18 protein-coding genes and 1 pseudogene are annotated in these 19,525 nt (G+C 45.0%); 9 read left to right on the top strand and 10 right to left on the bottom strand.

What is annotated here, in order from left to right; all coding sequences use genetic code 11:
* Positions 1–58 precede the first annotated feature (58 nt).
* Both GCU48_RS18935 and GCU48_RS18930 read right to left on the bottom strand, forming a co-directional pair.
* The gene (locus GCU48_RS18935) at positions 59–2,107 is read right to left on the bottom strand and encodes an iron ABC transporter permease (protein ID WP_152381082.1); all 2,049 of its coding nucleotides are present in this window, start codon (positions 2,105–2,107) and stop codon (positions 59–61) included.
* Entirely contained in the window at positions 2,104–3,099 is a 996-nt protein-coding gene (locus GCU48_RS18930; RefSeq protein WP_152381081.1) for an ABC transporter substrate-binding protein, read from the bottom strand. The genes GCU48_RS18935 and GCU48_RS18930 overlap by 4 nt, the downstream gene beginning before the upstream one ends.
* A gap of 228 nt (positions 3,100–3,327) precedes the next feature.
* On the opposite strand from GCU48_RS18930, the gene infC reads away from it, so the two are divergent.
* The 3 genes and pseudogenes from infC to GCU48_RS18920 all read left to right on the top strand — a co-directional run bounded on the left by infC (position 3,328) and on the right by GCU48_RS18920 (position 4,939).
* Positions 3,328–3,843: a translation initiation factor IF-3 gene (gene infC / locus GCU48_RS18925; protein WP_152381080.1), complete on the top strand. Its 516-nt coding sequence runs from the start codon at positions 3,328–3,330 to the stop codon at positions 3,841–3,843.
* Between the two features lie 37 nt (positions 3,844–3,880).
* Positions 3,881–3,976, top strand: a pseudogene (locus tag GCU48_RS29325) (nucleotidyltransferase family protein); the annotation flags it as partial.
* 414 nt (positions 3,977–4,390) lie between these two features.
* Positions 4,391–4,939 (top strand): hypothetical protein, encoded by a 549-nt coding sequence (locus GCU48_RS18920; RefSeq protein ID WP_152381079.1) that lies wholly within the window; start codon positions 4,391–4,393, stop codon positions 4,937–4,939.
* Between the two features lie 106 nt (positions 4,940–5,045).
* Here GCU48_RS18920 and GCU48_RS18915 read toward each other — a convergent pair whose 3' ends face one another.
* On the bottom strand, positions 5,046–5,429 hold the full coding sequence (locus tag GCU48_RS18915) for a DUF423 domain-containing protein (RefSeq protein ID WP_025715944.1): 384 nt from the start codon (positions 5,427–5,429) through the stop codon (positions 5,046–5,048).
* Between the two features lie 219 nt (positions 5,430–5,648).
* Between GCU48_RS18915 and GCU48_RS18910 the strand changes: the two genes are divergently transcribed.
* From GCU48_RS18910 to GCU48_RS18900, 3 genes are all read left to right on the top strand, one after another.
* Positions 5,649–6,122: a hypothetical protein gene (locus GCU48_RS18910; protein ID WP_152381078.1), complete on the top strand. Its 474-nt coding sequence runs from the start codon at positions 5,649–5,651 to the stop codon at positions 6,120–6,122.
* A gap of 33 nt (positions 6,123–6,155) precedes the next feature.
* Positions 6,156–7,007, top strand: coding sequence for a DegV family protein (locus tag GCU48_RS18905; protein WP_152381077.1), 852 nt, complete (start codon positions 6,156–6,158; stop codon positions 7,005–7,007).
* 155 nt (positions 7,008–7,162) lie between these two features.
* On the top strand, positions 7,163–8,788 hold the full coding sequence (locus GCU48_RS18900; protein WP_152381076.1) for an S-layer homology domain-containing protein: 1,626 nt from the start codon (positions 7,163–7,165) through the stop codon (positions 8,786–8,788).
* A gap of 71 nt (positions 8,789–8,859) precedes the next feature.
* On the opposite strand, the gene GCU48_RS18895 is transcribed toward GCU48_RS18900, so the two are convergent.
* On the bottom strand, positions 8,860–10,449 hold the full coding sequence (locus GCU48_RS18895; RefSeq protein ID WP_152381075.1) for an amidohydrolase: 1,590 nt from the start codon (positions 10,447–10,449) through the stop codon (positions 8,860–8,862).
* Between the two features lie 45 nt (positions 10,450–10,494).
* A complete protein-coding gene (locus tag GCU48_RS18890; protein ID WP_152381074.1) occupies positions 10,495–11,193 on the bottom strand; it encodes a 4'-phosphopantetheinyl transferase family protein in 699 nt (232 codons plus the stop codon).
* A 227-nt stretch (positions 11,194–11,420) separates the two neighbouring features.
* On the opposite strand from GCU48_RS18890, the gene GCU48_RS18885 reads away from it, so the two are divergent.
* The gene (locus GCU48_RS18885) at positions 11,421–12,887 is read left to right on the top strand and encodes an RICIN domain-containing protein (RefSeq protein ID WP_152381073.1); all 1,467 of its coding nucleotides are present in this window, start codon (positions 11,421–11,423) and stop codon (positions 12,885–12,887) included.
* Between the two features lie 129 nt (positions 12,888–13,016).
* Here the strand turns inward: GCU48_RS18885 and GCU48_RS18880 are convergent, their stop codons facing one another.
* Both GCU48_RS18880 and GCU48_RS18875 read right to left on the bottom strand, forming a co-directional pair.
* Complete coding sequence (locus tag GCU48_RS18880) at positions 13,017–13,532, bottom strand: acyl-CoA thioesterase (RefSeq protein WP_025715937.1); 516 nt, start codon at positions 13,530–13,532, stop codon at positions 13,017–13,019.
* Positions 13,533–13,610: 78 nt separating this feature from the next.
* The gene (locus tag GCU48_RS18875; protein WP_025715936.1) at positions 13,611–14,159 is read right to left on the bottom strand and encodes a helix-turn-helix domain-containing protein; all 549 of its coding nucleotides are present in this window, start codon (positions 14,157–14,159) and stop codon (positions 13,611–13,613) included.
* Between the two features lie 167 nt (positions 14,160–14,326).
* Between GCU48_RS18875 and GCU48_RS18870 the strand changes: the two genes are divergently transcribed.
* Together GCU48_RS18870 and GCU48_RS18865 are read left to right on the top strand one after the other, a co-directional pair.
* A complete protein-coding gene (locus tag GCU48_RS18870) occupies positions 14,327–15,052 on the top strand; it encodes an AzlC family ABC transporter permease (protein ID WP_025715935.1) in 726 nt (241 codons plus the stop codon).
* Positions 15,049–15,378 (top strand): AzlD domain-containing protein, encoded by a 330-nt coding sequence (locus GCU48_RS18865; protein ID WP_152381072.1) that lies wholly within the window; start codon positions 15,049–15,051, stop codon positions 15,376–15,378. Before GCU48_RS18870 ends, GCU48_RS18865 begins: the two co-directional genes overlap by 4 nt.
* Before the next feature lie 35 nt (positions 15,379–15,413).
* Here GCU48_RS18865 and GCU48_RS18860 read toward each other — a convergent pair whose 3' ends face one another.
* The 3 genes from GCU48_RS18860 to GCU48_RS18850 all read right to left on the bottom strand — a co-directional run bounded on the left by GCU48_RS18860 (position 15,414) and on the right by GCU48_RS18850 (position 19,374).
* Positions 15,414–16,784: an ABC transporter ATP-binding protein gene (locus GCU48_RS18860; RefSeq protein ID WP_208811867.1), complete on the bottom strand. Its 1,371-nt coding sequence runs from the start codon at positions 16,782–16,784 to the stop codon at positions 15,414–15,416.
* A 527-nt stretch (positions 16,785–17,311) separates the two neighbouring features.
* A complete protein-coding gene (locus GCU48_RS18855; RefSeq protein ID WP_152381070.1) occupies positions 17,312–18,151 on the bottom strand; it encodes a hypothetical protein in 840 nt (279 codons plus the stop codon).
* 152 nt (positions 18,152–18,303) lie between these two features.
* Positions 18,304–19,374 (bottom strand): radical SAM/SPASM domain-containing protein, encoded by a 1,071-nt coding sequence (locus GCU48_RS18850; RefSeq protein ID WP_244316315.1) that lies wholly within the window; start codon positions 19,372–19,374, stop codon positions 18,304–18,306.
* Positions 19,375–19,525 lie beyond the last annotated feature (151 nt).

Below are 19,525 nucleotides of genomic sequence, written 5' to 3'. Positions count from 1 at the left end.
AAGGCTGCTTCCCTACGGAAAATCCGCTTGGAAACAGCCTGTTCATGTACATCTTCCATTACAATGACTTACTCTTATTGGAGCGATACATCAAGTACAGGAAATAAGGCGCACCAATCAGGGCGATCAGCAGTCCAGAAGGAATCTCCGTCGGTGCGAGCACCGTCCGTCCAATCGTGTCTGCCAGCACCAGCATTACCGCTCCCAAAATGCTTGATAAAATAATGGATCGGCGTACATGGTGCCCGATCAGCGTGCGCACGATATGCGGAGCAATCAACCCGATGAAGCCGATCGTACCCACGCAGGCTACCGCTCCCCCTGCCAGCAGTACGCCTACTGCCATCGCCAGCAGCCGAGTGCGGCGCACTGGAAGCCCCAGCCCCATGGCGCTGCTATCGTCAAATACCAAAAGATCGAAGCGACGAGCCAGCCACCAGGCTACTGGCAGCAGCACAAGTAGAAAGCTCAGAATCGTCGTCACCTGTCCCCAGCTTCGGGCGTAGGTACTTCCCGTCAGCCAGATATAACCCGTGCTGCCCCACAGTGAGCCCTGAATGATCAACACCTGTATTCCGGCTGATCCGATCGCCGATACGGCAATGCCAAGTAATATTACAACAGATGGGTTCAGTTGCTTGTTCCAGGACAGAAAGAAAATCACCGCCGCCGAGATTGTCGCTCCGACGATTGCCGCGATTGGCAGCATATACACGGGCAAACTCGGCCAGACGATAATCACTGCAAGTGCGCCGAATCCGGCTCCTGAAGAAACCCCGATGATCGAGGCATCGGCTAACGGATTACGCACAGCCAATTGAATCAAAACGCCGCTGACCGAAATCGCGATGCCAGCCCCAGCCGCCACCAGTGTGCGTGGAATACGGAACTGAAGCAAGGCCGAATTGGCATTCTCACCGCCAAGCAGACCGGACAGCAGATCACCTACCGGAATACGCATTCCCCCAAACATCAGACTGAATACGGTCAGCAGCACAGCTCCGCACGCGAACAGTGTGGCCAGCCTGCCAAACGGCAATTTCCGTGAGCGGACACCTATATTCATAGAAGAATGTCCGCCACTGCCAGAAGGCAGCTTCATCTTCCAGAGAATCAGCCAAATTAGCCATGGAGCCCCAATCAATGCCATGATCGCTCCAGTCGGCAGATTCATACTTGATTGGTGAACCATTTTTGCCAGGACGTCAGCGCCCGTTAACAGCAGCGCTCCCCACAGGAAAGAGCCCGGCAGTATCCAACGGTGCATTTTCAGGCCGCTTAAACGTACCAAATGCGGAGCAACCAGCCCCACAAACCCGATAGGCCCGATGACGCTTACCGTAACTGTCGACAGCAGTACCGCCAATACAATACCCACCGCCCGTGTCAAGCTCACTTTTTGCCCAAGGGACGTGGATGTGGACTCATCCAGATCGAGCACATCGAATTGCCTTGACAGCAGAACTGCAATCATAGAAAGCCCTACGACCCAGGGCCAAGCGTAAGCCGTGCCGCTCCAGTCGTTTTGCACCAGCGAGCCGGAACCCCAAAGAAACAGCCCCTGTGTTTCAAAGGAATAAAAAATATGCAGTGCTCCGGTGAACGAGCCGAGAACTATAGATACAATCAAGCCCGCAAGCGCCAGCCGAATCGGACTCCCCGTTCGCCCCCCACCCATAAAGTAAGCGAGCACTGCCGCCAGCAGGCCGCCCAGAGCAGCGAACAGAAACGGCGCTTGATGCAGCAGTCCAGGGAACATCACCGTGCCCAGCACAACTACAAAGTAGGCACCTGCGTTGATTCCGAGTGTATCAGAAGCTGCCAACGGATTTTTGGTAATCGCCTGTAGCAATGCACCCGCAATTGCCAGTGCACCACCAGCCAGGATTCCAATGACCGTGCGTGGCATTCGCAGATCCCAAATCATATTATGGTCCAGCGTATTCTGACGCTGGGTCAAAGCCTCGATGACCGTAGGCAACGGTATTGACGTCTCTCCATAACATAAGCTTACAAAAAAAAGCACAATAAGGACGGCCAAGCCGCCCCCAAAGATGCTTGCTACACGCCAAGTCTTCGACAAACCCCCTGCGCCTGCTCGGGTCATTTCGTCAGCGCTCCGACTACCTGATCAACCAGCACTTTGGATGAGATTGGGCCACCGAACGTCCATGTTGTACCGTCCAGTGGGTAGGTCCGTTTTTCTTTGACAAAATCCAGTCCGTTCCATACCGAGTTGGTCTTCATGGCGGCTCCAAATACATCGTCCGTTTTTTGCGTAATATAGATAAAATTGCTGTCCTGTACAGCTGGAAGAGCTTCAATGCCAACGGTGCTAAAGCCGTATTTCTCGGTCTTGTCCGACTGCCAGTCGTTCACCATGCCGATTTTCGCCAGCGTCCCCGCTACAACCGAATTATCCTTGAACATTCGCAGACTGGCAGCATTTTGAGCCGTAAAGGCCTGTGTCAACGCATAGTGGAAGTTCGCTTTTCCCGCTTTTTCCAATGTAGCCTTTGCCTCCACATAATGCTGGTCAAGTTCGCTTAGAACTTTATCAGCCTGCTCGGTTTTTCCGGTAGCGACAGCGATCTGCTTGAAGATTTCGACCATGCGGTCATAATCATAGCCGTTCCCTTTATAAGGATCGTATTCTATCGTTGGTGCGATCCCCTTAAGCTGTGCATAGATGGCTGCATTATTGTCTGCATTAGAGATAATAAGATCCGGCTTGAGCGCTGCGATTGCTTCCAGGTTCGGCTCGCTCCGTGTACCTATATCCGTAGCGGAATCCGCCAGTTTGGCCTCTGGCGTCACCCACAGCTTGTAGTTTGCATTGTCCGCATTGCCGACAGGCTGTACCCCAAGTGCAATCAGATCTTCGGTAAACGTCCATTCGAGCACAATGACACGCTCCGCCGGCTTGTCCAGCTTGACTTCTCCATGATCGTCATGCACCGTTACTGGGCCAGCTGCTTGGGTTGTCTGCTCCGATCCGGAACTGGCCCCCGTTTTTGAGGTATCCCCCGCCTGTCCGCAGCCTGCCAGTACAATAGCAAAAACCATAAATAACAATAAGCCATCTATCATCTTCTTCATCTCTCTTATTCACCCCTGCATGTATATGTTTCATTAGAAAATGATTATCATTATCAGTAAAAGAGTATAGGGGTTAGTGATTTTTGTCAATAAGGATTCTATCGAATAGTATAAGCTGCATATTTTTGCAAAAGTGCAGCTACTCATGAGCCAAAAATCCAAATTGAATCGTAAACAGGTTCCGTATATGATAGCTTTATCATTGTTTTTAAGGGAGGCTGCATTGACGTGGCAGTATTAATCAACGAGCAAATTAAGGCTGATGAGGTGATGCTCACTGGGCTCGGAGGGGAGCAGTTCGGTATAGTCTCCAAGGCAGAAGCCTTGGTTATGGCCCGCTCCAAAGGGGCGGACCTGGTCTGTACCTCACTGATGAGCAGTCCGCCGCCCTGCAGCCTTGTTCCGAAGGGCAAAGGGAAAGCACTCGTGCAAAAAGAGTCCGCAACACGCAAAACGAATGTCGGAAGAGCCGTTGGAAAGAGCGGAAAAGAAAAGGTCAAGGAACTGCGCTTCACTGCTCATATTGAGGAGCATGATTACGATACGAAGCTGCGTCAGGCGGACAAATATCTGCGTTCCGGCAAGCCGGTGCAGTTGGTTGTCAAATCATCGGGCGCGAAGGAAGCTCTTGTCGCCAAAGCAGTGCTGGAGCGCCTGCTGGTCGACCTAAAGGAAGCCGGAATGAAGGAAACTGGAATCCAGACGGGCGGCAAGGGCTCACAGGTGAAACTGAATCCACGCTGAAGTGTAGATGGATATATTAGGGAGTAAAGACAAATTTCTGGATATAGGAGTCTATGGGTCTGTTTCAAAGGGTACAGACGGCCCTTTTTCGGACATTGAAATGTTCTGCGTGCTATATGGATCAAACGAATCCCGTTTTGAATAACATTCGACTCCGCTTTGATAGCAACCACAATCATATCACCACATTTTGGATATGCTGAAGACCCCTTTGTTGAGGGGTCTTTTCCTATTTTTCCAACTGTAAAATATTTAAAATTTAAATATCTTGATTTCACCCTCCGCCTCATTTATTCTCAATATATGTATACAATGGACTTGGTTGATTTATATCTGGTTGCTCACACATACAGGAGCCTATAATTCAGGGGCATACTCAAGAAATTTTTATGCATAGGGCTTTAAATGATGTATGAGGCTTTATATAGAGTGAATTTTTGTTAATATCCAATAACAGGGCCTAAGGTACTATGACATATTGCATTTTAATGATATATTGATAGATACTACAAAAGACTATATACCCAGGGCTTGGGCTGGAGGATGTATGAAAAAGGAATCAAATCAAGACGAAACCAGTTATTTATTTAATGTTGATGTATTAGTTAAAGGTCGTTCGAACGTAGAGGCCCTTCAGTTCTTGCTTAACCTCTTAAGCCAACATGATCAAATTGCCGATAGTCGGATTCAATCTGGCATTGAACTTGGTAATTTAATTGAAGCTGCTTTGTATCTAAAAAAACAGTCTGCTAGCGACTCCTCGGACCCTGCCGCTAAGCTTGCAGAAAAGTTCTCTAAAAGGAAGTCTGCCGCAGTTATGACTAAGTCAACTGCTGCCGTTCAAGAGATCAAACAAACCCATGCACAGCCGAAGCCTGCAATACAGCAAGAACTTAGCACATATGAATGGATCAAACGCTATATACAAGATAGTACGCTTGTACGTTTAATTGTGAATCGTTATGGCGGACAGCGCAGCATCCCCTGCCGCATACTCAACCTGGATCATGATAATAGCTTGCTGAGTGTGTATCATGTGGATGAGAAGCAGGTGTACTCCTTTAAAATGAATGAAATTGATGAAATCACAACGTAATTGTACATCCCTTGCAGTAAAAAGTAAGTATGAAAAAAAGAGAATCGGTGGAAAGACGTAACGTCTTTCCACCAATTCTCTTTTTTCGTATTCCAGAATCGAGTCTCTAGCCCTCTTTCTTCAGCCCCATTGCAGCCCATGCCAGAAATAACCAGCCTGCAATAAAACAAATCCCCCCCAATGGGGTGATAGCACCCAAAATACGGATTCCGGTCAAACTTAGCACATACAAGCTGCCGGAAAACAAAATAATACCCGTCAACAGCAGACGTGCTGCCCATCTTAAACGGGTCGAGGCCCCCCATTGTCCGGCAGCCAATGCAATGATCAGCAAGCCGACAGCGTGAATCATATGATATTTTACACCTGTTTCATACACGGCCAAAGCGTCCGCGTCGATTCGCGCTTTCACAATATGTGCTCCAAACGCTCCAATGGCTACTGCCAACAGCATCATTATAGATCCCACAATGATCCATCTACGTTGCATGTTTATGTACTCCTTTGCTTCTTATTCTTTAACCCGAATGTTCTTCTTATTTTATCGAATCGGGTTGAAGTTTACCAGCCAACCCGTATGGTTAGATCTCCTACAAAATTTGATGTTTAAACCCTGTCTTTTGAAGGGTAATGTGTAATGCGGCTTGCTTTTTTGTTTATTTTGTGGAAAATTAGTACCTGTTCGGACTATGTTCAAGGAGTTGAAAAAATGAATTATCAAGATCCTAATTTGCAAAAGCCTGCTGCGTCTGAGGAGCATCCTGTTTTTTCAGAAGCTCCTGTGTTCCAGCCTCCGGTCAAGCTCAAGCATTCCGGTCCCGGAATTGCTTCTTTTATTATGTCGCTCGTCAGTCTGATCGGATATATTATTATGGCTATTATGATCATTAATCTGCTTGCTCATTTCAGCCAGTATCAAACGATGAATCCGGAAGTTGTTCTGCAACAAACCGGAACGGCGCTGCTTCCTTTTATTTTTTTAGGCAGCCTGTTGTTGAATTGTAGCGGACTTGTGGTCGGTATTATTGGAATCGCGTTGAAAAACCGTAAGAAGGCCTTTGCTATCACAGGATTGATCATTAATGCACTCATTATTGTGGGTTTTATTGCACTTCTTGCCATCGGTCTTTCCATTCCGAACAGCACTGCGGATATTTATCCTTCCTCCGTGCAATCTTTATAATTTTTCCGCATCACGCAGAGAGGATTCTATGTCATGAACAAAATTAAAATTTTTGCGGACAGTACCAGTGATATTCCTTCCGATTGGCGCGAGCAATATGAGATTAGCATTGTACCATTGTATACCGTGTTTGGTGATGAAGCATTACAGGACGGGGTAAACATTCACCCGGAACAATTATTTCAGCGTGTAAGCCGCGAGGGACAATTGCCGCGCACCGCCGCACCTTCTCCAGCGGATTTTATTCAAGCCTTTGCACCCTACATAGAACAAGGGGACGACATTCTATATATCAGTCTGTCTTCTGAGCTGTCCTCGACATACCAAAATGCACTGCTCGCTGCCTCTGAATTCCTGGAAGGTCGCATCACGGTCTTTGATTCTCTGAATTTATCATGCGGCTTTGGCCTGCTTGTGATGAAAGCTGCCCGTGCGGCTGCAAATGGCAATACGATAGAGCAAATTGTAGAGATGCTGACGAAAACACGACCATTAATAGATACGGAATTTGTCATTGATACACTCGAATACCTGTACAAAGGCGGCAGATGCTCAGGAATGCAAAACCTGATCGGCAGTCTGCTCAAAATTCGTCCGGTCATCAAAGTCATTGACGGAAAAATGACACCTGCATACAAAGTCCGTGGCAAACGTGAAAAAGCACTGGATCAGATGCTGCAAAATGCCCTGAACCAGCGCGATCAGATGGATAACGACATCATCATTGTTGTACATGCCTTGGCTGAGCAGGATGCGCTCATGCTGCAAGCTCGTTTGAAGGAAGAAACGAAGGCACAAGAGGTGCTGTTAACCACAGCCGGGTGCGTCATATCGAGTCATTGCGGACCTCAGACCATCGGTATTATGTTTGCCAAAAAAGCATAGATTCAATTCTAGCCCCGCTTACCGTACAGGTAGCGGGTTTTTTGGTGTGTTTCCAGCAATTTAGCAATGAATAACTTTACTATTTTTGATAGTATTATTCGTCGAGTAACGACAAATGCATCTACAATCTATCATAAAAAAGAAGGTTATTTGGTATGAGTTCCAAGCGATCACGTTGGTTAACCCGGCTCACCTTGGCAGCAACGACAGCCATAACGATATTTACTACATCAACTTCATATTTGGCTGCCCCGGCAGCAGCATCTGGCGTAGCGTTTCAGGATATTTCACACAGCTATGCCTATCAGTCTATCATTTCCCTGCACGCTAAAGGGATTTTGACAGGTACACAACCCGGCTACTTCTCCCCCAAGAAGGCAGTTACAAGAGCCGAGTGGGTTACCGCACTGGATCGTATGCTCAGTCTGGAGCCTGTAAAGGCAGCCGTTGCTTCCTATCGGGATGTATCCAAACAGGCGTGGTATTACGGCTGGATCGAAGCTGCTTCCCAGCTTGATATCGTTCAGGGAGGAACGTCCGCCACATTCCAGCCGAACAGTCCTGTAACCCGGCAAGAAGCGGCCTTGATGATCGCACGTCTTATCCGCTCTTCGGGAGAATCAGGAGAAGCCACTTCCTCTTTCACAGATGCTGATGAGATTGCAGATTGGGCGCTTGAAGCTGTAACCACCGTGAATCGTTACGGCTTTATGAAAGGTGAAAATAAGTATTTTCACCCCACATCTTCCCTCACCCGGGAAGAAACAGCGGCCATACTGGAACGTCTGCTGGCGTATTCCACGCAGCATGCTCGGTCAACCGCTTCCTCCGCCACTTCTATCCGACTAGGATGGCAATATGACCAAACCGTTCAGCAGTTTGAAAACACCGTGCTGCAGTCCAACATGAACACTCTGTCACCACGCTGGTTTTTTCTGAACGAAACAGGTACGATCAGCGACTATACGAATTCGTCACTGCTCACCTGGTCCAAACAGCATCATAAAAAAATCTGGGCTATGGTCGGCAATCGTTCCAATCTGACGATGACCCATCAAATTTTGTCCAGTGCGGCTTTACGCAGTAAAACCATAAGCCAACTTGCCAATGCCGTATCTGTCCATAAATTGGACGGGCTTGTCATTGATTTTGAAAATGTGGATGGTCAGGATCGAGCCAATCTCACATTGTTCATCCAGCAATTAAAAGCCAAGCTGAAAAGCCTGAATGCCGTACTGGCCATTTGCGTATCGCCTGATTACGGCACGGACTGGACAGCCGCCTTTGATTACAAGCAGCTAGGTGCTGCGGCAGACTATATGATCCTCATGGGATACGACGAGCATTGGGGAGGCAGCTCGACTCCCGGCTCCGTGTCCTCATTACCGTGGCTCCGTGAAAGCGTGAGACGCTTTGAGCAAACTGCCGATCCCAGTAAGGCCATATTGGCGTTGCCTTTATTTACAAGGAATTGGACGCTCAATGCGAGTGGCCAATCGGTCGCTTCCTCTGATATTTCACTAGATGAGCAAAATCAGCTAGTGTCCCGTTCCTCCTCCAAACCGAAGTGGAATGAGGATGTTCAGCAGTATACTGTGTCTTACAAAGACACACAGCTGCATAAGCTATGGCTGGAGGAAGGACGATCCTTGACCCTTAAGTATCAATTGGGGCAGGAGGAAGGATTTGCAGGCTTCGCCTACTGGTATCCGGGCGGCGCAAGCTCTGATCTGTGGTCCAGTATAAAAAATGCAGACCGATTCCTACAGCGTGGCTTGTAAAAGCGAAAAACCTTCAACCTCACATAAAAAAGCGAAGTTGAAGGTTTTTGGCATACCTTCATATGCCCAGCCTACGACTGATATGCGATTTTCCCGTTCACGACCGTCATTCGTATCTTAACATCCAGTAAAGCTTGCGGGCTTTCCGTTACATCGCGGTCAATGACCGTAAAGTCAGCCGCTTTACCTGCAGCAATCCATCCCCTCTCATCCGTCTCCCCGGCTGCTACTGCGCTTCCCGTGGTAAACAGATGAATGGCTTCATGAACATCCAGTTTTTCAGCGGGAAGATAACCCTCATGCATTTCTTCCGGCTTGGCACGAGTTACAGCCGCATGCATCCCGAGAAAAGGACTCAGCGGTTCAATCGGCGCGTCACTGCCGCCTGCACACGGAATACCCGCATTCAGCAGCTTTTTCCAGGCATATAAATATTCGGTCCGTTCTTTCCCAACCCGATCCAGTACCCATGGAAAATCGCTCGCGACAAAACGCGGCTGAATGTCAGCAATCAGCGGCAGCTTCGCCATTCTCTTGACCAAATCAGCCGTAAGCACCTGTCCGTGGATCAGGCGATCTGGCAAACCGCTTTTCTCTGTGAGCGCATGAGTCTCCATCGCTGTCAAAATCATGTGTGCCGCCCCATCGCCGATGGCATGTACAGCCACCGGAAAGCCTGCGGCTCTGGCTGCTGCCACCATCTGATTCAGCTCTGGCTGCGGTTGAATGGCCATGCCGCAGGTATGTGGAGCGTCACTGTATGGCTCGGACAATAACGCAGTTCTTCCTCCAATGGCGCCATCGGCAAACATTTTTATAGCGCCGATTTTATACCACTCATTTCCAGTTCCTGCACATAGCCCTTGCGCTTGAGCTTCCTTCAAAAATGGATGATAGATGAGCTGATGTGTACGAAAAGCAAGGCCTTCCTCCCTCAGCTCGTTGTAAATCCGCTGCATCGTCTCCACGCTGCCCAAAAAACGTAAATCCTCCGTATGCGCAGCAGTCAGACCGAGACGTAGCGCATCCAGGCATGCCCGTCGAATCGTATCCTTTTTTACCGCATAATCCGGCTCTGGCTGCACATTTGTAAAGGCGAAGGATGCTTCCTCATAAAGCAATCCGTTCAATCGTCCCTCAGCGTCTCGTCCATAGGCTCCCGAGGACGGGTCAGGGGTGTTATCATGAATACCCGCACGTCGAAATGCCTCTGAATTAGCCAGGAACGTATGAAAGCACGTACGGGTCAAATAGACCGGGTGCTGGTCTGTAATGGCATCCAGCTCGTCTATACCCGGAATTTCAACCGGAATAAACGCATTTTCGTTCCAGTTGAGTCCCAAAATCCACTCTCCCGGCGGTGTTACAGCGACCCGCTTGCGCAGCATGTCCAGCATCTCCTGCTTGGAGGTAGCTGATGTCAGATCCAGCATCGCCAGCTTCATACCGTGCATGGACAAATGCATATGTGAATCGGTTAAACCTGGCAGCACATAAGCATCCTCCCAATCCACGGTTTTATATTCCTTACCGGACAGCTGCAATTCAAGCTCCCGCGCATATCCGATGGCCTGTATACGGCCATGCTGTACCACGATTGAATCCCCTTTCGAAGCCCAATCCCCATACAACCGGCCGTGCTTGAACAAAACGAACGTCAACGCTATTCATCTCCCTTTTTCAGCAATAACGTTATCCCCTACATGTTACGCCTGAGTCGCTACTTCCAATTGTAGTGTAGTTATATCTACCTGCTGTATCTGCCGGGCAAAACGGTCATGAGCTGCACAGACAGCCATTTTATAATCTTGATCCAGCGCATACTGTTTAAAATGGCAATATTCGGTGGTAAAGCCCTCTGTCGTGAAGCCTATGAACGAATGTGCCCTCAACTCAAATGAAAAAGACTTCAGCGGTAGTGTTAATCCCTGCCCCTCGGCCTTCACAAAGCTTTCCTTAAGCGTCCATAGATCATAAAAATACGATAAGCGACTGTCTGCGTCCTGACGCATTAACGCATCATACTCTGTGTCCGAAAAGCATACCTTGCCTACCTCAAAATCAATAGGACGGAGCTGTTCGATGTCGATTCCAAGCGGTTGCTCATCAAGGGCACATACCACCCATTTTCCCGAATGAGAAACATTAAAATGGAAGCCGGGCGCATTCAACAAGGAAGGCTTACCAAAAGCATTGTATGTAAACTGAAGGCTGGCATTAGGTACCTTCAATTGCCGACAAGCCAACCACCTTAACAGCACATCGGCGTATAATCCCCTCAAGGCGTCCTCTCGGTGTAAAAAACGATCCAGCTTCTGCCGCTTTTCCAGTGAAACCCGATTTAACAGTAACTCATAGTAAGTCTCAGCCTCTGGCTTGCTTGTATCAATCGCGTATATTTCCATGGTCGCCTCCTGTATGCCGTAAATGGATATCAGCCAGTTCGCAACACTCACCGTTCGATTGAAGTCTGTCAGCTATGGATGGCGTGTGCCGTGTACATGGTCAATATACTACTCTAGCACTTTCAATTCAATATGGATACAATTGGGATAAGTAATCCTATTAAAGCTATGTATAGAACTAAATTATGAAAGCGCTTTAAAAAATACGCATAGAGGAGGACGAAACAATGAAATATGATTTTGCCCGCTTGCTGTGTATAATGCTTTCTATTTTACTGACGTTGAACATATTCCAGATGTTTTCACCTAAGATAGCTTCTGCGGCTTCAGCGAATGTTTTGAATGGCATTCAATTTAAAGACACTGCTGGAAACGTGGTTCATGCCCATGGGGGCGGTATGATTAAAGTGGACGGTTACTATTATTGGTTTGGTGAAAATCGCAATCTGGGCGGCACGTTCAAGGCGGTATCCGCCTACCGTTCCTCAGATTTAAAAAACTGGGAGTTTCGCAAAAACGTGTTAATCAGCAGCTCGGCAGCAGAGCTGAATGTGTCGAATATCGAGCGTCCAAAGGTGATTTACAATGAAAAAACACGCAAATACGTATTGTGGATGCACAAGGAAAACGGGGTGAATTACAACGAGGCCCGAGTTGCAGTTGCCACCTCCGATACTGTGGATGGCGATTATACGTATCAAGGCAGCTTCCGTCCTCTGGATCACGATTCCCGCGATATGACGGTATACAATGACAACGGAACGGCTTACCTGATCTCGGCGACCCGTGTGAATGCCGATTTGAATATTTATCGTCTGACACCGGATTTTCTGCAAGTTGAATCACTGGTGACCACACTGTGGCTGGGACAATATCGTGAAGCTCCGGCGATGTTCAAAAAAGGAGATGTCTACTTCCTAATTACATCCGGGGCAACCGGCTGGAATCCCAATCAGGCCAAGTATGCTACGGCATCCAGCATTGAAGGAACCTGGAGCAATACGATGAACTTCGGGGACAGTACAACCTATGGTTCACAGTCGGCCTACGTCATTCCTGTTGAAGGTACGCAGACGACTTCGTATCTGTATTTGGGTGACCGTTGGGCGGGGGCGTGGAGTGGTCCTGTGCAGGATTCTCAATATGTGTGGCTGCCGCTGCGTTTTCCAACTGCGACTTCATTAGCCATGGACTGGTTCGACAGCATTAATATCGACACCGCCAGTGGTATCATAGAGGGTGTAACCACGCCAATGGTCATTGACCCGGATGCCTATTGCCAACTGGTAAGCCGCAAGAGCAACAAGCCGCTGGGCATCATTGGCAATGCGACGACGGACGGTGCCGACCTGGAGCAGCGTGCAGATTCCGGAGCAGCAAGCCAGCAATGGCAGCTCAAGGATGCAGGCGGCGGATATTATAAAATTGTGAATCGCAACAGCGGCAAGCTGATTGGGGTTGAAAGCGGCATGGCGACCGATGGTGCAGTTATCGAGCAGTGGAGCGACGGAGGCTGGTCCAGCCAGCATTGGCAGCTGGTATCCGTAACCGGGGGTTATTACAAGCTAAAAAATCGGGCAACCGGCAAATTGATTGACATTTCCGAGGGCGCCACTACCGATGAAGCCAAAGCCATTCAATGGGGCGATAATGGCGGGACGAATCAGCATTTCCGTGTAGTTAAAACAGAATAGCCCCGTTATTTCAGCAGTTCATTCAAAAGGAGCCGTATTCCGAGCAGATCATAGCTGATTGCAACGGAAAGACGGCTCCTTTTTACATCAAAATGATGAAGAATGATGAATTGGGTGATCTCTGATATGTTACACTTCCCACGGGTAATCTGTCGTCAGGAAACTCGCAAGCTGCTTGCTTTCTTCCCTGCGCTGGCGCCGTATGGCTGCGCGCGATGGAGCTGTCTGGTGCAATTGCATTTGCTCTTCTGTTTCCGGTATCACCTGTGGCACGGTTACTTTACGGTTATGCTCGTCCAGTGCCACAAAGGTCAGAAAGGCCGTAGCGGCAATTTTACGGTCACCGGTCATTAGCCCTTCGCGAATCACCTTTACGAACACCTCCATCGAGCTGCGGCCTGTCCAGGTTACAAATGCCTCCAGCGTGACAGAATCGCTCGGATGGATAGGCAGTAAAAAATCCACCGAGTCCGTCGAAGCCGTAACCGTGTTTACTCGACACAGCTTGGCAGCGGCGATCGATGCGATATCGTCGATATACGACATCAGCTTGCCCCCGAAAAGTGTGTTGTGATTGTTAACATCGTTGGGAAATACACGGGACGTCTTGAAGCAGTAGGTTTCTCGAATGTACTTGCTTTCCATGGGCTCTCTTTCCTCACTTTTCCTTGTGGCTGTCTTTTTATATGTGGAAGCCTGCTTGCGGCTATGCTCATCATCCCACTAATCCGCATAATAAATCAATACATAAAAATCTGCATCCTCATCCGAATCATTGCGGTAGGTATGTATGTCAGACACTTGAAATTGTATAGCATCCCCTGCGCTCAGCCTAAGCTGCTGCCCCTGCATTTCAAAGCACATTTCCCCGCGGATCATGAGAATCGATTCTTCTCCCAGATGCTTCTCTGCCTGGTGTGTAAAGCCCGGCTTCAGACTTACCGTGAACACCTCGAACTTTTTTTCCGAATGATACGGGAATACAGGGTAAACAAAATAGTTACCGTCCTCATCAATAACCGGATACAGGTCACTTCTACTAATTTTCGTGATTTGCGGCGGGTCCTCTTTGAGAAAGGAGGAAAAGGATACATGTAGGCCGTTCGCAATTTTCCAAAGTGTTGTCACTGTAGGATTGGACTTCCCCTTCTCAATCTGAGCCAGCATGCCTTTACTGACCCCTGTCAATTCAGCCACCTTATCCAGACTAAGTCCTCTAGTCTTCCTGATTTGAGCTAAATTAGAGCCGATAATATACTGCATTGAATCCACAGACTGTGCCTCCTCGTATCGAAAAGTCTATATAAGAAGAATACACAAAAGACGGCTTGTTCGCCACAGGAGATATTCACTATAACATACATACGTATAATATATTGATTAGTTTCGAGCTTCCGTTGTATACTGTTATAAATTTATACACTGGGGGTAAGGTTGAAATGTCCATAGCATCGGAGTTGAGCAGAACGGAGCCCGATTCACTCAGCTTTTTACAAGGGATTAAAGATTGTATTCCTACACTGCTCGGGTATGTATGCATTGGGTTCGCAGCAGGCATTGTGGGGGCCTCATCCGGGGTTAGCACGATGGAAATTGCTTTGATGTCAGCACTTGTATACGCAGGAGCGTCTCAGTTTATTATGTGTTCCATGCTGGCTACAGGCAGTCCTCCATCCGTCATTATTTTAACGACCTTCATTGTGAATGCCCGCCACCTGCTATTAAGTGCGTCGCTGGCTCCTTACTTTACTAAATATTCACTGTGGAAAAACATAGGCATCGGCGTTCTTTTGACAGACGAATCCTTTGGGGTAGCGTCGGACAAATTGGCTAAAGGCGGGCAGGTAAGCGATCGCTGGATGAACGGGCTTAATATAACGGCATATCTTGTCTGGATCGCTTCCTGCGTGGCGGGAGGGATACTCGGGAACTGGATTTCCAGGCCAGAGGCCTTTGGTCTGGATTTTGCCCTGCCAGCAATGTTTCTTGCCCTGCTTATTTCCCAGCTCCAAAGTGTACAGACCTCCAAGCTCAAGCACCGTCTGCTGCTCGTGGTGTGTATGGCTGTTCTGATGTACCTTTTGTCTTGGTGGGTGCCATCACATATCGCGGTCATTGTAGCTACGATGATCACTGCAACGATTGGAGTGTTAACCGACAAATGAACATTCATCCAAGTGTCCTGTATATTATTATCGGCGGCATGATCGTCACGGCGATCCCAAGAATCATTCCCTTCGCCGTGCTGCAAAAGCTGGAGCTGCCCAGGCCAGTGCTACAATGGCTTTCCTATATCCCCATTTGTATTTTCACAGCACTCGTAATGGAAAGTCTGCTCGTCCGAACCGAACATTCGGTTACTCTTAATGGGCAAGTGCTTATAGCTGTCCTTCCTACGCTGGTGACTGCATTATGGAGCAAAAATCTGCTGGCTACCGTCGTTGTCGGTATTGTGAGTATGGCTGTAGTTCGACTATTGTGGGGAGGTTAGATGTTAAAGACCGTGAAAAACTAAATACAACCAAATCAAGTGTATATAAGATGTGCCTGGTTTGTCGAAGTATCATTTACAATTTTATATAAATAATAAAAATAACCTTCATTCTCTATCAAATGATTAAAAGAACCTTTTTCTACTACTTTTCCATCGGCCATAACAAATATCTTGTCATAGTGCTGTAATGTAGCTCTAGACAAACGATGTGTCACTATCAAGCATGTAGTAGCTTCCAGACTTAGTATTGCCTCTTCAATGGCATTCGCCGTTTCACTATCCAAAGATGAAGTTGCTTCATCGAGAAGTAATAACGGAGTTTGCCTAATTAAGGTCCTGGCAATCGAAATTCTTTGTTTTTCCCCACCTGATAGCATCCCTCCTTTTTCCCCAACCTGTGTATCCAAACCATAAGGTAACTTGTCGATTAGCTCATCAAGTCCAGATGCACGTATCACATTGGAAAGCACTTCATCTGGAAATGATTGATACATTGTAATATTTTCTCGAATACTACTATCAAATAAAAATACATCCTGATGTACAACCGATTCTAGCCGACACCAATCCTCAGCAGATATGAACTTTAAATTCAAATCATCTACATTAATAATTCCTTCATAATTATGATATTGCTTCATTAGAAGCTTGATCAAAGTAGATTTTCCAGATCCACTGGGTCCCACAAGAGCATACTTTTCTCCTTTATTTAGTTTCATGTTAATATTACATAAGTTCAAATGATTTTCAGCATAACCAAAGGATACATCAGTTAGACAAACAGAATGATCAATTGATGTTTTATTTATGTATTCGATACTTGCATGTTCAACATCCATCATCTCTAACACTTTAGTCGAAATATCACGCAATGATCTGATTTGAGTAATGTATTGAATGCTCATATATACTGGATTAACAATTTTATTGGTTAACTGTACACAAGCAATCATAGTACCTAATGTAATAGCGCCTCGGATAGATAAAAAACTGCCAATTAAAAATACAGAAATAAACATAATCCCTCCAAATACATCACTCAGCGAGCTGACAAAAGCATTTAATTTAAAAAATAAGTATTTATTATCTTCTACAGCCTTATTACTCTGCTGAAATTGTTGCTCTAAATGGTGTTCTACTCCATAACTTTTAATAACTGCAAACCCAGAAAAAATATCATTCATTTTAATCGTAAACTTCTCTAGAGCATTCGCGATATTTTTTTTATCAGACCTAATTCTTTTTTCAAACATACGTGGGATAAAAATAGATATTAGCGTCATGACGAGTAACATAACAACAATACTAGGACTTAAAACAAACATCGCAAAAAGTGCTGCTAAAAACGAAACCGCTGTGTTAATTAAAGAAAACAAATTTTTCAAAAAATCATCTTCAATCATTTTAATGTCATTACTCATGATTGAAATGTATTTTGACTATGACTGGAAGTAAATTGAGTATGACTCTTGTATAAAATATGTTGAAAAACGCTTTCTTTAAAAAACAACATGGTTTTGCGAAGATACGAAGCTTGTAATAAATGAGAAAGCAGCTTTATAAAAGAACTTACAATAATAAAACTTAGAGCAATCAAAGCAACAGAAATAAATTGTTTTTCCGCCTGTGATATCACGCTGTATATTAAACTTTTAAATATAAAGGCCAAATAGATGTCAAGCAGACTAGCGAGACTGATCATAAAAATAGCGGCACATAACTTATACTTATGTTTAAATAAATACGAAGTCATTCCCCTGCCTCCATTTTTTAGCATGTTCCACATGAATTATGCCTTAGATGGCTCCAATCTATTTGTGTGCTTTTTTCAATAAATTCAGTGTATAATGTGCCAAGCAGATTGATTTTCTATGATTAGGATAGTTTTTTTATATCTATCAGGTTGCCTACTACAAATAAAAAATCATAACTATTTACCGTACACTTCATATTTTTTAGAATTCAACATCAATGCGGCTAAACTGCCTGTAATTATGAAAACTATGAGATTCATTACAACTGAATTCCAATTAATGGTTTCACTGATATCAGGAAAAGTTGGTTGATTGGAAAAGATACTGACCGAGAGCATATTAGCATACTGTTTAAACGATTCCAATGAGGAGGTACCAAGAGCGTAATGCCATGCCCCTTTTCTAATAAGAGTAAATTGAATCCCGATGACAGCAATAATAGTCCCCGCCATTAATACATGACCTGTAGCGACCTTTTTACTCATCCATTTTGCTAAAGAAATAGCAAATCCCATCAATGCTAATCCACTTAACATACCAAAAAACTTGGAAGCAAATAAATACAAAATACATTCCAAAAGATTAGTTGAATGCATAACACGCGCATGATATAAGCCCTGAGGGTTGAAGAAAATTTCAATAAGAGTCGCGCCCCATACCATCATAATTCCTATTAAAAAAACGATTGATTTAATCAAGAAAAGATGGGATGTTTTAATCGGTAACATATGATTAAGTGTCATTTTACCTATAAAAAACTCATTATAGTAATCCATAAAGATATAGATGGGCAACAATATTCCAATAACCATATTGATTAGCAAATAAGTAAAGGCAAGTTCCTGATTATGATTTAATAAAAAATGAAGGCTAGATATACCACTTAAGATCGTTAATACCGCAAACACTGTGAAATGCCTTTTGACTTCCACTTTGAATATATGAGAAAGTAACATAATGATCCCCTTTTCAAATAATTTATCCGCCTGTCCAATAAAGAAACAGGCGGTAAACACATAAGAACTTTAGCCAAACCAAACACAAGAACGCCCATTATCTACAAGACAAAACGCAGGAGTTACTGAATTTTTAACCTGTTGGGGTTGTACGATCCACCGCATAGTAGCTCGCCTCCTTTTATTATAGTGTTCTATCAAATCATTTTAATTCATAAATTAGACTCAAGCATCTCTTCTAAATTATATTTAAATTCCCTGCATACAGGCTGCTTCTCTTCACTTTCAAATGCCTGTTGAGCACACCCGCCACCACATAATGGTAGAACATTGCAGCTTCTACATTTCTCAAATTTATAAGGCGAATAATCAAGCCATCTATTAGAATTAAGCTGATCCATACTAAAACTCCCACTAATATGACCTACTAAATACTCATTATTTCCAACGGTATTCCAGCACTTCTGAATGTCGCCGTCAGGCTGAATAACAATAGAATTAGCTGCAATTGCAGCACAAGCCACAGGCTCATATTGAGGATAATAAGAAATATTCAAGTTTTTTTCTAATGCCTTCTCGTATAGTTTCAATATCACTTTTGAAAAATCTTTATTTGCATAACAAGAACTATTGCTGACACACCCACCCGCGCTATATTCAGTAGTTGCAGAAAAATAAATACTCACCTTTTTTTTAAATATTTGTCCTCCCATATACTCCATATACTCATCCATAGATTGAATATTATTCAAATCTACATTTGTTCGAAGCATAATGTGAATAAAATCACATGAGTGTTCAATATTTTTCATTATTTTATCAAAAGTTCCCTCTTTATTAGCCAATATTCTTCTTTGATCGTGACTTGCTTTTGATCCATCTATTGTGATTTGAATCCTTTGAACACCTAACTCACTTAATATCTTAGCTCGTTCGACAGTGAGCAAGTAACCATTGCTTACCATGAAGTGAGCAACATTTATTTTATTTTCATCGGCAATCAAGTTAATCCGTTCCATAAGAATAGTGATTTTTTTAAATTCAAGTAATGGCTCTCCACCTGTCCAGTTCACAACAATGCGTTTAATATTTAGCTTTTTAATAGACTCTTCTATAAAAGTCAAAATTTCATTTTGTATTTTTTGAGAAAAAGAACTCTTACCTGATTTAGAAGTCAAATTTTCAAAACAATATGAACATCTAAAATTACAGCTGAAGGTGGGTAAAATCGTAAGGTTCAACGTTTGATTCTGGTATCTTGTTTCATTGAATCTATTCTCCATTTGATCCAATTCATTTATGGGCTCATTATATATGAACTTACCTTGCAATAACCGATCTTTTCAATACAATTGGCAAGATAATTGAGGCCTTTTTGGACAAAAGCATTATATAACTCTTTATGTATTTCTCCAAAACCACTTGATAAGCTGT

This window comes from Paenibacillus brasilensis, assembly GCF_009363115.1.
In the GTDB taxonomy this organism is placed as follows: domain Bacteria; phylum Bacillota; class Bacilli; order Paenibacillales; family Paenibacillaceae; genus Paenibacillus; species Paenibacillus brasilensis.
Note: the sequence above shows the minus strand (reverse complement) of the source record. Positions and strands in the feature narration are given on the sequence as shown.

Coding starts and splice junctions, on each gene's coding strand:
- GCU48_RS18910 (WP_152381078.1), top strand. CDS start 5,649: ATGAATTATCAAGATCCTAATTTGCAAAAGCCTGCTGCGTCTGAGGAG.
- GCU48_RS18930 (WP_152381081.1), bottom strand. CDS start 3,099: ATGAAGAAGATGATAGATGGCTTATTGTTATTTATGGTTTTTGCTATT.
- GCU48_RS18905 (WP_152381077.1), top strand. CDS start 6,156: ATGAACAAAATTAAAATTTTTGCGGACAGTACCAGTGATATTCCTTCC.
- GCU48_RS18860 (WP_208811867.1), bottom strand. CDS start 16,784: ATGATTGAAGATGATTTTTTGAAAAATTTGTTTTCTTTAATTAACACA.
- GCU48_RS18885 (WP_152381073.1), top strand. CDS start 11,421: ATGAAATATGATTTTGCCCGCTTGCTGTGTATAATGCTTTCTATTTTA.
- GCU48_RS18915 (WP_025715944.1), bottom strand. CDS start 5,429: ATGCAACGTAGATGGATCATTGTGGGATCTATAATGATGCTGTTGGCA.
- GCU48_RS18850 (WP_244316315.1), bottom strand. CDS start 19,374: ATGGAGAATAGATTCAATGAAACAAGATACCAGAATCAAACGTTGAAC.
- GCU48_RS18880 (WP_025715937.1), bottom strand. CDS start 13,532: ATGGAAAGCAAGTACATTCGAGAAACCTACTGCTTCAAGACGTCCCGT.
- GCU48_RS18920 (WP_152381079.1), top strand. CDS start 4,391: ATGAAAAAGGAATCAAATCAAGACGAAACCAGTTATTTATTTAATGTT.
- GCU48_RS18870 (WP_025715935.1), top strand. CDS start 14,327: ATGTCCATAGCATCGGAGTTGAGCAGAACGGAGCCCGATTCACTCAGC.
- GCU48_RS18890 (WP_152381074.1), bottom strand. CDS start 11,193: ATGGAAATATACGCGATTGATACAAGCAAGCCAGAGGCTGAGACTTAC.
- GCU48_RS18900 (WP_152381076.1), top strand. CDS start 7,163: ATGAGTTCCAAGCGATCACGTTGGTTAACCCGGCTCACCTTGGCAGCA.
- GCU48_RS18865 (WP_152381072.1), top strand. CDS start 15,049: ATGAACATTCATCCAAGTGTCCTGTATATTATTATCGGCGGCATGATC.
- GCU48_RS18935 (WP_152381082.1), bottom strand. CDS start 2,107: ATGACCCGAGCAGGCGCAGGGGGTTTGTCGAAGACTTGGCGTGTAGCA.